The 12,650-nt window shown below is 42.2% G+C and carries 15 protein-coding genes; 7 read left to right on the top strand and 8 right to left on the bottom strand.

Annotation, left to right across the window (positions count from 1 at the left end; genetic code table 11):
* Positions 1-180: 180 nt before the first annotated feature.
* The 3 genes from ACE01R_RS06395 to ACE01R_RS06385 all read left to right on the top strand — a co-directional run bounded on the left by ACE01R_RS06395 (position 181) and on the right by ACE01R_RS06385 (position 1,910).
* Positions 181-570 (top strand): hypothetical protein, encoded by a 390-nt coding sequence (locus ACE01R_RS06395; protein WP_395549779.1) that lies wholly within the window; start codon positions 181-183, stop codon positions 568-570.
* A gap of 375 nt (positions 571-945) precedes the next feature.
* On the top strand, positions 946-1,284 hold the full coding sequence (locus ACE01R_RS06390; protein ID WP_395549775.1) for a hypothetical protein: 339 nt from the start codon (positions 946-948) through the stop codon (positions 1,282-1,284).
* A gap of 203 nt (positions 1,285-1,487) precedes the next feature.
* Positions 1,488-1,910, top strand: a complete 423-nt coding sequence (locus ACE01R_RS06385) for a hypothetical protein (protein ID WP_395549774.1) — start codon at positions 1,488-1,490, stop codon at positions 1,908-1,910.
* A gap of 137 nt (positions 1,911-2,047) precedes the next feature.
* On the opposite strand, the gene ACE01R_RS06380 is transcribed toward ACE01R_RS06385, so the two are convergent.
* Together ACE01R_RS06380 and ACE01R_RS06375 are read right to left on the bottom strand one after the other, a co-directional pair.
* The gene (locus ACE01R_RS06380; RefSeq protein WP_395549773.1) at positions 2,048-3,001 is read right to left on the bottom strand and encodes a 2-hydroxyacid dehydrogenase; all 954 of its coding nucleotides are present in this window, start codon (positions 2,999-3,001) and stop codon (positions 2,048-2,050) included.
* 456 nt (positions 3,002-3,457) lie between these two features.
* Positions 3,458-4,738 carry a hypothetical protein gene (locus ACE01R_RS06375; protein WP_395549772.1) on the bottom strand — a complete coding sequence of 427 codons (1,281 nt, stop codon included), beginning with the start codon at positions 4,736-4,738 and terminating at the stop codon, positions 3,458-3,460.
* Between the two features lie 120 nt (positions 4,739-4,858).
* Here ACE01R_RS06375 and ACE01R_RS06370 point away from each other — a divergent pair, with 120 nt between their 5' ends.
* Together ACE01R_RS06370 and ACE01R_RS06365 are read left to right on the top strand one after the other, a co-directional pair.
* A complete protein-coding gene (locus tag ACE01R_RS06370; protein ID WP_395549769.1) occupies positions 4,859-5,641 on the top strand; it encodes a class I SAM-dependent methyltransferase in 783 nt (260 codons plus the stop codon).
* 10 nt (positions 5,642-5,651) lie between these two features.
* The gene (locus tag ACE01R_RS06365) at positions 5,652-6,266 is read left to right on the top strand and encodes a hypothetical protein (protein ID WP_395549768.1); all 615 of its coding nucleotides are present in this window, start codon (positions 5,652-5,654) and stop codon (positions 6,264-6,266) included.
* A 64-nt stretch (positions 6,267-6,330) separates the two neighbouring features.
* On the opposite strand, the gene ACE01R_RS06360 is transcribed toward ACE01R_RS06365, so the two are convergent.
* The 3 genes from ACE01R_RS06360 to ACE01R_RS06350 form a co-directional block, all read right to left on the bottom strand.
* Positions 6,331-6,741 carry a GFA family protein gene (locus ACE01R_RS06360; RefSeq protein ID WP_395549767.1) on the bottom strand — a complete coding sequence of 137 codons (411 nt, stop codon included), beginning with the start codon at positions 6,739-6,741 and terminating at the stop codon, positions 6,331-6,333.
* Between the two features lie 73 nt (positions 6,742-6,814).
* Complete coding sequence (locus tag ACE01R_RS06355) at positions 6,815-8,017, bottom strand: TIGR03862 family flavoprotein (RefSeq protein WP_395549766.1); 1,203 nt, start codon at positions 8,015-8,017, stop codon at positions 6,815-6,817.
* Between the two features lie 7 nt (positions 8,018-8,024).
* A complete protein-coding gene (locus ACE01R_RS06350) occupies positions 8,025-8,699 on the bottom strand; it encodes an SAM-dependent methyltransferase (protein WP_395549824.1) in 675 nt (224 codons plus the stop codon).
* A gap of 84 nt (positions 8,700-8,783) precedes the next feature.
* Between ACE01R_RS06350 and ACE01R_RS06345 the strand changes: the two genes are divergently transcribed.
* Both ACE01R_RS06345 and ACE01R_RS06340 read left to right on the top strand, forming a co-directional pair.
* The gene (locus ACE01R_RS06345) at positions 8,784-8,969 is read left to right on the top strand and encodes a DNA gyrase inhibitor YacG (RefSeq protein ID WP_395549765.1); all 186 of its coding nucleotides are present in this window, start codon (positions 8,784-8,786) and stop codon (positions 8,967-8,969) included.
* 605 nt (positions 8,970-9,574) lie between these two features.
* Entirely contained in the window at positions 9,575-9,760 is a 186-nt protein-coding gene (locus tag ACE01R_RS06340) for a hypothetical protein (protein WP_395549764.1), read from the top strand.
* Between the two features lie 34 nt (positions 9,761-9,794).
* Here ACE01R_RS06340 and ACE01R_RS06335 read toward each other — a convergent pair whose 3' ends face one another.
* The 3 genes from ACE01R_RS06335 to ACE01R_RS06325 all read right to left on the bottom strand — a co-directional run bounded on the left by ACE01R_RS06335 (position 9,795) and on the right by ACE01R_RS06325 (position 12,569).
* Entirely contained in the window at positions 9,795-10,439 is a 645-nt protein-coding gene (locus ACE01R_RS06335; RefSeq protein WP_395549763.1) for an MBL fold metallo-hydrolase, read from the bottom strand.
* A gap of 21 nt (positions 10,440-10,460) precedes the next feature.
* Entirely contained in the window at positions 10,461-11,474 is a 1,014-nt protein-coding gene (gene hemH / locus ACE01R_RS06330) for a ferrochelatase (protein WP_395549762.1), read from the bottom strand.
* Between the two features lie 66 nt (positions 11,475-11,540).
* Positions 11,541-12,569 carry a DUF4062 domain-containing protein gene (locus ACE01R_RS06325; protein WP_395549761.1) on the bottom strand — a complete coding sequence of 343 codons (1,029 nt, stop codon included), beginning with the start codon at positions 12,567-12,569 and terminating at the stop codon, positions 11,541-11,543.
* Positions 12,570-12,650: the final 81 nt, after the last annotated feature.

Below are 12,650 nucleotides of genomic sequence, written 5' to 3'. Positions count from 1 at the left end.
TATTAGATCTTCAAACCCAAATTTCGATTATAAAATATACTTTTAATTATCTTAATTTTGAATTATAAGAAGCGTATGTTACTCATAGGCTTCTTTTTCTCATATACATACTTCTATCTAGCTAAATTATTCCTATATCACTTATACTCAAACTAACAACACTCAACAAGAAAGAATCATATGAAATTTAAATCGATTATTTTGACTGGTCTTGCGGGTATTGCTCTTACAGCGTGTACAACTGCGCCTAAAATTCCGCAGCTTGAAACGGGTGTCTTAGAAGAAGTTCAGAATCTGGAAGTCTATCCAGACACAGTGGATAATAAAGCCAAACTCACCAAATTTACCAACAAATGCATGATCGAATTTACCGGCAACATGCAAGCGGGCAAAGCCATAGAACACTGGTCATTTAAAGGAAATACCTTAATTACTGGCGGCTCGACAGTCTTTGCTACAGATGGAACAAGTACAGCACACAACTTTGACCTCAATGATGCAGCAGTGCAAAAGAACTTCCTTGCGCTACGCCATTATTTTCATAAAGATGCTTTAGCACAATGTAACTGATACATGACTAATACACCCAAGAATCGCTGATTCAACTTCGATTCAGTGATTCTTTTTTCTTTGCATCGGGTTTTATCAATCATTGCTATTTCAAGCTTAAATTGAACTCTGCTTTATCCTGCTAAATGGGTAGCAGTAAAAACTTCATCCATATATCGCAGCTCTTGGTTACTTTTTATAAAAACAATAAAATTCAAATATTTAATTCATTATCTTTGTAAATGATTTTCACATTTCCAGCCAGATTGTTAATCTGGTGTTGCTAAAACGTGTGAATTTAATCACTAATTCAAAATTGCTCAATTTAAGCTATTAAAATAACGGTCTTAAACTCGGTTAACACTCGGGTTTTGTCATACAAGGATAAATCGAGCTATGAAAACAATCAGAACAATGTTGATTAGCACTGCACTTTTAGCTTGCACTTCCCTTTTCGCCAACTCAACCCTCAACGCAGCTTCAGAGCTAAAAGCAAAAGACAGTGATCAAAATACTGCTGACAAAGTTGAAAACACTAAGCAAGGTATGAATGAAACTCGAACTGGGAGCAAAAACTCCCAAGAAAATACCGAAAACTTTGCCAGTAAAAATAACAACCATTCACACCCAAGCAATATGGATATTAACGGTAAGACTCATGCAGAACTGGGCACTTATTCAGGAAGAACGCATTCAGGGCTCACCATCGAAACACCCCAAAATAATCAAGAGTAAATCCCTATCCAACTATCGTGAAAAAGCTCATATCAATGGGCTTTTTTCTTGCCTAATGAATCGCGGATTTATCTCGAATGTTATGAATCTGTATGAATTTCGCCACATTTCACGTTTTAAGCCCAATTCACTCTTAAAATAAAATCAAATAGATCATATTGAAATGAATTAAACCAATCGCTAAAACAGGAATAAAACCCACAATGAAAATGATGAAAACGGTATTAATGAGCAGTGCAATTTTGCTCTCTACTCCCCTTTGGGCTCAAACGGGCACAGCCAGTGCTTCAGCCCACAATCAACCTGCACCTTATGGAGATAATCCCAATATCTTTAAAGTGCTCGGTCATAAGGCCCAGCAGAAGGTTCAGAACACGGCGGAAAAGGTGGATACGGCGGCGCAAAAAGGCATCGCCAAGGTAAAACCGAAAGTCGAAAATGCCTGGGAAGAAACCAAGGAATTTGCCAGTGAAAAATCTGCCATTGCCAAAGAAAAGTCGCAACATGCAGCAGCTACGGTAAATCAGAAATTAAATGAAACCAAAGATAATATTATCGGCAGCCCAAATGACCAGCCTGCACCGATTATTTCTCATCCCCTAAGCGAGCCTTCAACCAATAATTAACTGGCACTTACACACGACCGGTCGCTCAAGTACAGCCTATAAGTCACCACAAAATCCAGTTGATTAACCAAGTTATAAATCAAATGAGTTATAAGCATTCAGCCTCTCACAGAGAGGCTGATTTATGAAAAGACAGATTAATTGACCTGTCGGATCGGCTGCCCTGCTTTGAAGGCAAGTACGTTCTGCTGCATCTGCTGCACAATACGTTGCCGTGCATCCACACTGCCCCATGCACTGTGCGGAGTAATGATCAGGTTTGGAATATCATCAGCCAACAGCACATTGCCCGCTTTAGGTGGCTCAACACTCAGTACATCGGTTGCAGCGCCTGCAATTTTGCCTTGGCGTAAAGCATCGGCAAGGGCTGCTTCATTGACGATTCCTCCGCGTGCACAGTTAATTAAAAATGCGCTCGGTTTCATGGCATCGAAGGCTTGGGCATCAATTAAATCACGGGTATCTTCAGTTAAAGGACAATGCAAGCTGAGAAAATCCACTTGCGGCAGCAATTCGGCAAAAGGTACGCGGGTCGTATCAGTAGGGCGATTAGGTAGTGAACTGACCAGCACCTTCATGCCAAAAGCCTCAGCCAGTTTTGCCACGGCCTGACCCAATTCGCCATAACCGACAATACCCAGCGTTTTACCTGCCAACTCAATAATGGGAAAATCCAGCAAACAGAATTGTGAGGCTTTATTCCACTCACCTTGTTTTACTGCACAATCATATTTAAGTAACGAGGTTGCTAAAGCCAGCATTAAACTTAAGGTATGCTGTGCTACCGCCGCAGTGCCATAACCCTGACAGTTGCATACCACTATGCCCTGCTCACGCGCCTGAACCAGATCAATATTATTGGTACCGGTTGCGGAAATTAAAATCAGTTTTAACTGCGGGCATTGCTGAAGGGTATGGGCATCGACCAGCACTTTGTTACTGATAATGACTTCTGCATCTTGTACACGTTCCAGTAGCTGTGCCTGAGTCGTCGTTGGAAAAAGTACCAGCTCATCAAACACCGCTTCCAGTGCAGAAAAATCCAGATCATGTTGATCCAGCGATTCATAATCTAAAAATACGGCTTTCATGCTGCTTTCCCTGACTGTGTTTGGAATTGGTCTGCAAATATTTTGCCCAGACATTAAAAGCCAGTTTTACATTCTTTTTCAACCAAATTTAGCCACTAAAAATGTAAAAACCCACTATTTAGTGGGTTTGTTGATATGCAGTTGTATCGACTTGCGAATTTCATAAAATACGTAGATTGCCAGGGCAAAAATCACTAGCAATCCCCCACCCATAATTATATAAGTCGGATCTAGACTGTGTGCGAAAGTATAGGAAGGTATCGATATAGAGATGAGGGTTAAAAGTACAGCCGGTAGAAATTTCAGTTTCATCCTTAAGCACCCATTATTGGTTTATTGTTTAATTTTGAGCAATGAGAACTTGCCTTATCTTTCTATCTTAGACCGATTTAAAGATAAAGCAAGTGATCAAAATTAAAACAAATCCGGGTACATGCTCAACCCTGAGTCTGTACGCTATAGGGCAGATATGGGTTCAGGCTGGGTAATAAATTGCGCTGTTTGCGGCGTATCTTCCACCAACTCATGACTGCCATATTCATTATTACTCAAGTTTAAATGCTTATAACTGAGCAGATAAAAATCACTATATTTTTTAATGACCAGAGGATGCATACCGACGCTTAAAGCTTCCTGCTCCTTAAACAGCTTCATCACCTGCCGGTCATTCATGGCCACGATAAAACGCTCATTATTCATTGAAATTTGTACCAATCCACTGCCCTTGGCAAAAATCGGAATCAGAAATTTATGATTCAGGGAGATAGCGCTGGCCGCATAACTTTCAATTTTCTGGCTAATCACATTAAATACCAGGCCATGACCAAAACAGTCCATCAACTGGCTACGATTTTCCTGCGGTAAATTGACCTGTATACCCAATTTCAGTAAATCTTGCTGACTGACCTGTTTATTGCGCAGCAATTCCCTAAGTAAATTTTGCTTGAGCTTGGCGTCAAAAAACTGGCTGTCCAGTTGCAAATCATTATTGACCAGAATTGAACCCAAGGCATTGCGATGTCGGGGCAACAGGTTTTCGATGACTTTACGATAATAAAACTTGCTGTTCTTTTTCACCTGACGGATTTTGCGATAAAAATGGATGGCATCAAACTTATGCAGCAAAAAGTCACGCAACAATTCTGAACTGGCCAGCACGGCAATGGCATCGTGTCCGGTAAAAGGTAGATTCAGGGTCTCGATTTTTGGCAGCACCTGTTCAAGTTTTAAATAATGCGCACGGTCTTCCGGACAATAGGGATCATAGACCACGATATACTCACGTTCCGCTGCTACATCCTGTGGCTGAATGCGCATATTGGCATTCTGTTCGGGATGAAAGAACATGTTATAGCGCGGGTCTTCGACATCTTCAGGATCGATGGAATACTGGGGTACCAGAGCCACCACGCGCTTTAAATCCAGCAGGTTGGAATACTTGATGACCGCATACCCGCCCATTGAACCGCCATAGCCAATACGGGTTTTAAACGGCGCAATCAGCTCCTGAATCTGGGCAAACATCTCACGCATCGAACTTTCAGGAAACCAGGATTTCTGCTTCGGCATAATGCCAATCACATTAAAGTTATACTTATGCAGTGATTTTTCGGCATTAATCGTCAGACCTTTGGCCCGGGTAATTAAATCGCCAAAAGAAAAAATCAGTTCATCCGATGAGCCTTTCAGAAAGATTGCACGAATTTGTTCGTCTTCAAAAATAATGTGTTTATCCATTTCCACACCGAAGCAAATCGGCCCTTTATCAGAATCAATGCTACAAATAGACACCTTGCCTATTTACGAAAAGCGACTATGTTATTTTATAGATGCCCTGAAGATTAAAAAGCGCAAAATATGACACAATCACTTCATCCTGCTGCTCAAAAAGGCTTCGGTTCTGCCGCTGAACTTTATCAACAAGTTCGCCCGAGTTATCCACAAGACATCGTCAATTGGCTACGTGATCAGCTCCAACTGGGTGAACAGTCGCAGGTGATTGATCTGGGTTCAGGTACTGGCAAATTCTTACCTTACTTAAAACAACTGACCTCACACATCATTGCCATTGAACCCATCCGAGCCATGCTGGTACAGTTAGAACGCGCCTATCCCGACATTCAAACGCTACAGGCGTCCAGTGAGTATCTGCCTTTAACAGCTCATAGTATAGATGCTGTGGTATGTGCACAATCCTTTCACTGGTTTGCCAATCTTGAATCATTAACGCAAATTCATCAACTGCTCAAACCATCAGGGCATCTGGCACTAATCTGGAATCAGCGCGATGTTCAGGTCGACTGGGTCAAAGCACTGGCAGACCACATTGAACCTTTGGAAGGCAATACACCACGTTACCATAGCGCTCAATGGAAAAAGGTCTTTGAGCAACAAACGCTGTTTCAATTAAAAAATACCGAAACTTTTCAGCAGCAACATGTCGGCACTGTGGAGCAGGTGGTCTCCAGACGCTTGCTCTCTACCAGTTTTATTGCTGCAATGTCAGCGCCTGAACAGCAGCAGTTAAAAGCTGAATTTGAACAGATCGTTTTAGAGTACACAGGCAAGCATCCTCAAGATGAAATCGCCTTTCCCTATGTCACCTATGCCTATGACTTTAAAAAAATTGATCAGAAATAAAGGAGTCATCATGATAAAACTACAATTCAAACACTTTGCTCTTCCTGCGTTACTGTGCTCAAGTGTACTGATGAGTGCCTGTGATCGTAAGCAAGATACAGTATCTCAAAGCGATAAAATTCAGCTTGAAGATAAGGTCATGCAGGAGCTGATTACCGAACCGGTAAAAACTTTCCCGCAAACCCCGGATGATCAACATGATATTGCCTTACTGACCGACTTCGATAAACGTTTCAGCGAAATGAGTGATGAAATGGAAGATGAACTGGTCAAAATGGAGGATCAAGGTTCGCTGACGGATGAATTTGCCTATAACCGTAAACGCGACAATATTCGCTCGGCGTTAACCATGCTCAAAGAACTGGATTTAAAAACCGAGCAAGGACGCTATATTCAGGGTTTGATTGCAGAATACTGGCAGAATCAGGCCAAATTTTATGATGAAAACAAAGAGAAAACATCAAAACCAATTAAAAAATCAACGGACCAGATCAAAGGTCTAGGTGAGTTTTTGCATGCCCAGGAACAGCTGGAACACTGGCAAGCGCAATATCCAGCAATGAATAAAGTCGAAACAAAAAAAGCTGAAGTAGCCAAATCCGAGACAACTGAATCTGGCTACTAAAATCGGGTACATAAAAAAGGGATCATTAGATCCCTTTATCCTTTAATTTCAGGTTTCAGCATGATTACGGACGTTCATCATACTGTGGCAGGCTATCACAAATGCTATCCCACTCTGCCTTGGATGCTACAAAAATATGTTGAGTCGGCTTTTGCTGCAATGGTGTATCCAGCGTCCCAATTCTTAAACGGTACAGCTCAGGCGTTTCTGTTTTAATGCTGATAATCGGTGAACCACAATCACTACAGAAACAACGTTGGGTGGTTTCAGTGGACTGGAACTTTTTCAGTAAATGTTCACCTTGCACAATATGAAAATCGGCTTTTCGAATCGGTGCATTGGTGGCAAAAGCACTACCATTGGCTTTACGACAGCGCTGGCAATGACATTGCACGATGTCGCCAATTTCACCCTGAATTTCATAGCGTAAACCGCCACACAAACAACTTCCTGTATATCGCTTTTGTTCAGACATAACTGCTGCATTTTTTATCAAGATTGAAAGTGCAACTTAGCACGCTTCAAATGTTCATTCAAAATCTGTGCTGTTATTTTTGTGCATCCAGATAAGCATGCACACCCTCACCTGCAGCCCGACCAGTAGCAAAACAGGCCGTTAGCAAATAGCCACCCGTTGGCGCATCCCAATCCAGCATTTCTCCACAACAAAATACGTGCGGGTTGGACTTTAATTGCAACTGTTCAGACAGCACGTCCCGTTTCACTCCACCGGCACAGCTAATAGCTTCCTCTATAGGGCGGAATCCCGCTAAAGCAATAGGCAGATGCTTGATCTGTTGGGCCAAAGCCAGCGGATCGTTCCATACATCTTTGGCAACCAGTTCCCGCAGCAGATTGGCTTTAGCTGCATCCAATCCTGCCTTGCGCCAGACATTACTCAACGACTGCTTTTTACTCGGCTGTAATTTTTTTGCCAATTGCTCAATGCTTTGCTCGGGAAGCAAATCCAGATACAGTTGCATGGCCTGACCATATTTTAACTGCTGACGTAATGCCCGTCCCTGCTTATAGACCAAACCGCTTTCCAGGCCATAATGGGTAATCACGATATCGCCCATGGTTTTGGCCTGACCTTCTACCCAGGCTTCAACACGTTTTAAAGGCTGGCCAAATACCGGTTGCATAAACTTGGACCAGGTACGTTCCACCCCGGCATTACTGGCCTGAAAGGTTTCAATGTCCTGCGCGGGCAGCCATTGCTGCCATGCACCGTCACTACCCAGTTGCGACCACGACACCGCGCCACAGGCCATGACAATGGCATCAAAAACCTGTTGCTTGTCTTGCTGTATTGTTAAATCCCGGATACCCAGTTGCTGAGCCTTTAAATTCAATACCTGATGGCGATAATGGAATATTACCCCGTTTTCAGCCAGACGTTTCAACCAGGCACGCAGTAAAGGTGCAGCCTTCATTTCGACTGGGAATACCCGTCCTGACGAACCGATATAAGACTCAATGCCTAAATCCTGCATCCATTGCTGAATCCAGTGGGCATCCCATTTTTTTACCCAAGGCGCCAGCCATTCTGCCTGGTCATAACGCTGAATAAATTGCTCGATTGGCTCGGCATGGGAAATATTCAGCCCGGTTTTACCCGCCATCAAAAACTTGCGTGCGGCAGATGGCTTTTGTTCATAGACATGAATTTGGTAACCATATTGGCTTAACAGCTCTGCGGCCATTAAACCGGCGGGACCCGCCCCAATAATTGCAACGCGCTTTTTCATAAGCTACTCATTCAGCGTTTTTCACATCAGCTTCTGATGCTACAGCTTGAACCGGATTCTGCCCTTGCAAAGGTATAAAATCATCAAAACGCGTCGTATAGCTTTCAGGTTTGCTAATGATCAGTTGCTGACACAATTCACCACGCTCCAGATACTTAATTTCAAAATGGGTACGTGCCGATGTAGCTGGAATCACTTCTTTAACAAAAGGTAATTTCCAGACATCGATTAACTGTTGCTGTGCTTCTTCAATATATTCAGGAATGTTGCTGGCCAAAGTGACTGTTCCACCCGGCTGTAAGCGTGACAGTAAAAATTCAAAAAATGGCATGTTTAACCAGCGTTGTGCCGGATTATGCGGTTCTGGATTGGGATAGAGAATAAAAAACTGCTGCACTTGAGCAGGCAATAAGGCATGCACAATCCAGGGCATGGCATCGGCATGAATCGCCTGTAAATTCGTTTGTCCTTCCAAGGCATGCTGTTTTTGCATGGCCAGATATTTTTCACGTGTGCGCTCAATGGCAATCAATTTTTTTTCAGGATTTTGAGCTGAAAATAGCAAGGCATGTTTACCTTTACCGGCACCAATTTCCACACAAACTGGATCTGGGCTAATCATTTGAAAATCACGAGGCGCATGCATACGCTGTGCTTGAAATTGACGAATTGGCATAATCAGATCAAACTAACAAAAATCCGCTCAAGTCTAGCAAGAGCGACTGTATTTGCCTAATTGAATCCTTATTTTTATTCGGAGAATAACATGCCCCGTACTTTTCCGTGTCCACGCTGTGGCAAACCGACCACTTGGGAAGGCAATGAATTCCGTCCTTTTTGTTCAGAACGTTGCAAAATGATTGATCTTGGGGCGTGGGCCAATGATGAATATAAACTGCCTACTCAAGATGCACCCCAGGCAGATAATAGTGGTGAACAAGATGATTTTTAATCTTCCTGATTAGCAGCAAAAGCTCATCTACAGGTGGATAAAATGTATTAATCCACCTTAATCAAATGGATTGGAAAGCATTTTTTTATATTCTAAACTTAAAAGAATAATACAAAAAATCAGAAGGATACCAATCGCCGTAATGAGCAAATCGTGACTATAAAACCCTAAACCCAGACATGCAAACATTAGAAAAGTAAAGATCAACAGCGCTATTTTTGTAAATATGAGCTTCACCAGCTACCCCTAAATAATAAATTATAAATTCCGTGACTCACTTCAACCTTTTATAAAGAAAAAAGTGAAACTGTCCCTAAATTCGTATTAAATTTGTCCTTATTTTTTTCATTATGTAATGAAAATTAATCTGCAGAAATAATTAAAAACACTATCTTACAAATGTTAATTTTTTATTACTTATCGACAAAAAGAATAACCTGTTCTCACTTTTTAAACTATAATTGCCCTATAAAAAGAGGAATAAAATTTTTCTGAATAACTGAACACTTAAAACTGAACTTAAATAGTACATCTTGGCTATGAAGCCTAATAATGATAAAAACGAATCACTATAACCCTTAAAATTATAAAAAAAGGAGAACTCCATGGGTCTTTGGTGCTTAAAAATTCTATTTTTTCTGTTTGTCAGTCTCAGCCTTATGGGCCTGATTTTTGGCATCTATACCGGTGATGGCATTATTATTGCGATTGGCATTTTATTCATTCTGGCAGCTATTATCATTGCCCTGGAATTAAAACAGCTGCGCAGTGGACCCTTTCACCGAGATTGATGAAATGAATTCACCAATCTCTTACGACAAGGCATTAACCCGCTTTACCTGCCACGAAAGGATTGTGCTGTTTTTCAAAACCAATGGTACTTAAAGGACCATGACCGGAAATAAATTGTGTTTCATCCGGCAAACTAAAACATTCACGTTGAATGGAATCAAGCAGCTGCTGATGATTGCCACGAGGGAAATCGGTACGTCCAATTGATCCTTTAAACAATACATCCCCTGTCCATAACAGGCCATAGTTTTTATTATAGAACATCACATGACCCGGCGTATGACCCGGAGCAAAACGAACCTCAAATTCTTCCTCTCCCAGCTTTAAAACTTCTCCGCCTTCCAGCCATTGAGTAACTTCTACTTTTTCTGGAATTGGAAAGCCATAACGTTGTGATGCTTCCTGAATCATGTCGAGCCAAAAGGCATCTTCTTTATGCGGGCCAATTACCGGCACATTCCAGACTTTGCTTAAAGCACCCACCGCTCCGGCATGATCCAGATGGCCATGTGTCAACCATAAGGCTTTCACCGTTAAACCCAAAGCTTCCACCTCGGCTTTTAATTTTTCAGCCTCACCCCCTGCATCAATCAAAATGGCTTCTTTGCTTTCTGCATCCCAAACAATTGAACAGTTTTGCTGAAATGCCGTGACCGGAACAATTTTGACTTGCAGCATGATATGAAACCTCAGGGAAATTTAGTGAGCGAATGTTTGCTTTAATCCATCAAGATTAGCCTGAAGCAGTGTACTGAGCAAGGCGATATGATCTGGACGAGAGTTTAACGCAGGAATGTAAGCATATTCTCCACCACCTGCCGACTGGAACATTTCAGCATTTTGCAGCGCTAACTCTTCCAGGGTTTCCAGACAATCTGCGGAAAAGGCAGGACTCATGACCTGAACCGATTTCACCCCTTGCTTGCCCCATTCTTCCAGCAAGGCATCGGTATAGGGTTTTACCCACTCTTGTTTTCCAAAACGCGACTGGAAACTGATGGCCCATTGTTCCTCGGATAAGCCCAATGCATCTGCCAGTAATTGTGCCGTGATACGACAACGGTCGGCGTAAGGATCACCCTTATCCGCATAAGGCTGAGGAATGCCATGAAATGACATCAGCAGTTTTTCTGGCTGGCCATGTGTGGCCTGATAGTCACGTACGCTTTGTGCCAAAGCCTGAATAAATGCGGGATGCTGATAATAATCACGAATAATGGACAGACCCGGCAAATTGCGCTGTGTCAAAATCCATTTGGCAACTGCATCATATAAAGGGGCTGTTGAGGTGGCTGAATACTGCGGAAATAAAGGCAATAAAATAATATGATCTGGAATATCCTGAGACAAGCTATTCAAGGCAGTCTGAATGCCTGGATTGCCATAAGTCATGGCCGGAATGACATTGAGTTCAAATTCAGGATATTGTCCGCTTAATGCTTTTTTTACTTCAATGACTTGATTCAACAAAATTTCGCGCATGGGTGAATCTTGCTGCCACACCATTTCATAGGCATGTGCCACACGCTTGGGACGAAAAGGCAAGATAAACAGCCGTAAAATGATTTGCCAGATTGGCTTCGGGATTTCAATGACACGCTGATCGGACAGAAACTGCTTCAAAAACCGACGAACCGCAGCAACAGTTGGTTGGTCCGGCGTACCCAAATTGGCCAAAATAATCGTGACTTTCGTTTTAGGTGCAGAAGACATCAAACCCTTTTCCAATAGAAATGAACTGCTTTACTTTAACAGCTTTCTGCACTTTCTCTATATGGATTAAAACGCGGATTTAAATTGAAAAACACGATCATTATCAAGCAAATTACTTTCGAGTAGCTTTTGTCCCTTGAGTGTCAGCTGCCATAACATCCGTTGACGGTCATCCCGGCCTGACGGGACAATCCAGTCATTTTGACGCATTTGCAGTTTAATACTGTGTAAGGCACGAATATTAATTTGTGCACGGGCAACGGCATGCGCACGCGGCATTTCTACCCTAGCATCGGCCAGACCTGTATCATTCAAATAATCATTGATGCATTTGGAAAAATATTCTTCTGGTGTTGGATTGACAAACATGCTGCCCAAAATAGACAGCAACTGAGCCCAAGTGAGCTTCTTCTGAATTTTCAGCTCCTTAAAATTGCCATCCTGGTAGGCATGCATACGATATTCAAAAGAAAACAGTTCATGCATGGAAACTTTAGGCAAGGACAGGAACGGGTCTACTTCCCGTTTTCCAACTTCAGTTTCAAGCTGCTCAATTTTGGCTTTCAGTTGGTCAATCTCATCATGTAAAGCCTGGGTATTTTGCGGTCGCACCCATCCCGATACCGGATAACGTTCCAACATTTGTGGCATGTTAAAACGGACTGCCATTTCCAGATCACGCAGGCTACGGTAAGTAAAAACCTGATCCACTTCTTGTTGTAATAATTTGCGGAATTCTAAAAATTTTTCGCGTAATTCAGGTTTTTGATCATGTAAAGACTCATCGCGTGATGCCGGGTCTTCGTGCATAAACACAATAATCGGTTTCTGTTTGGTGACGGCATAAATATATTCCAGATGCATATAACCTACACCTGACACAGATTGTTCACCATATTGACTGCCTAGCAGCAGGACCACATAGTCACAATCATCAATCTGACGACGTGCAAATGCGGTGCTTAATGGCGTTCGCTGTTCTAATCCCCAAGAAAAGAACCCCATACCAACTAAAGTTTGAGCTAAAATAATACGTTCCGGCTGCATTTCACTGCCAGAAGTAGAAATAAAAACCTGATAACGCTTATCGAGCATTGGTTATCCTCTTCCAATTGCTTATTACATCCTGACTGGCACATTTCTGAGCAATCACAATATAATTCAACAACCCCAATA

The sequence above is a fragment of the Acinetobacter sp. BSP-28 genome (assembly GCF_044130285.1).
Taxonomy (GTDB): Bacteria; Pseudomonadota; Gammaproteobacteria; order Pseudomonadales; family Moraxellaceae; genus Acinetobacter.
The sequence above is the reverse complement of the archived record's forward strand: the minus strand, read 5'-3'. Positions and strand labels throughout refer to the sequence as shown.

Coding starts and splice junctions, on each gene's coding strand:
- ACE01R_RS06395 (WP_395549779.1), top strand. CDS start 181: ATGAAATTTAAATCGATTATTTTGACTGGTCTTGCGGGTATTGCTCTT.
- ACE01R_RS06355 (WP_395549766.1), bottom strand. CDS start 8,017: ATGAAAAAGCGCGTTGCAATTATTGGGGCGGGTCCCGCCGGTTTAATG.
- ACE01R_RS06335 (WP_395549763.1), bottom strand. CDS start 10,439: ATGCTGCAAGTCAAAATTGTTCCGGTCACGGCATTTCAGCAAAACTGT.
- hemH (WP_395549762.1), bottom strand. CDS start 11,474: ATGTCTTCTGCACCTAAAACGAAAGTCACGATTATTTTGGCCAATTTG.
- ACE01R_RS06375 (WP_395549772.1), bottom strand. CDS start 4,738: ATGGATAAACACATTATTTTTGAAGACGAACAAATTCGTGCAATCTTT.
- ACE01R_RS06360 (WP_395549767.1), bottom strand. CDS start 6,741: ATGTCTGAACAAAAGCGATATACAGGAAGTTGTTTGTGTGGCGGTTTA.
- ACE01R_RS06365 (WP_395549768.1), top strand. CDS start 5,652: ATGATAAAACTACAATTCAAACACTTTGCTCTTCCTGCGTTACTGTGC.
- ACE01R_RS06385 (WP_395549774.1), top strand. CDS start 1,488: ATGAAAATGATGAAAACGGTATTAATGAGCAGTGCAATTTTGCTCTCT.
- ACE01R_RS06325 (WP_395549761.1), bottom strand. CDS start 12,569: ATGCTCGATAAGCGTTATCAGGTTTTTATTTCTACTTCTGGCAGTGAA.
- ACE01R_RS06345 (WP_395549765.1), top strand. CDS start 8,784: ATGCCCCGTACTTTTCCGTGTCCACGCTGTGGCAAACCGACCACTTGG.
- ACE01R_RS06340 (WP_395549764.1), top strand. CDS start 9,575: ATGGGTCTTTGGTGCTTAAAAATTCTATTTTTTCTGTTTGTCAGTCTC.
- ACE01R_RS06390 (WP_395549775.1), top strand. CDS start 946: ATGAAAACAATCAGAACAATGTTGATTAGCACTGCACTTTTAGCTTGC.
- ACE01R_RS06380 (WP_395549773.1), bottom strand. CDS start 3,001: ATGAAAGCCGTATTTTTAGATTATGAATCGCTGGATCAACATGATCTG.
- ACE01R_RS06370 (WP_395549769.1), top strand. CDS start 4,859: ATGACACAATCACTTCATCCTGCTGCTCAAAAAGGCTTCGGTTCTGCC.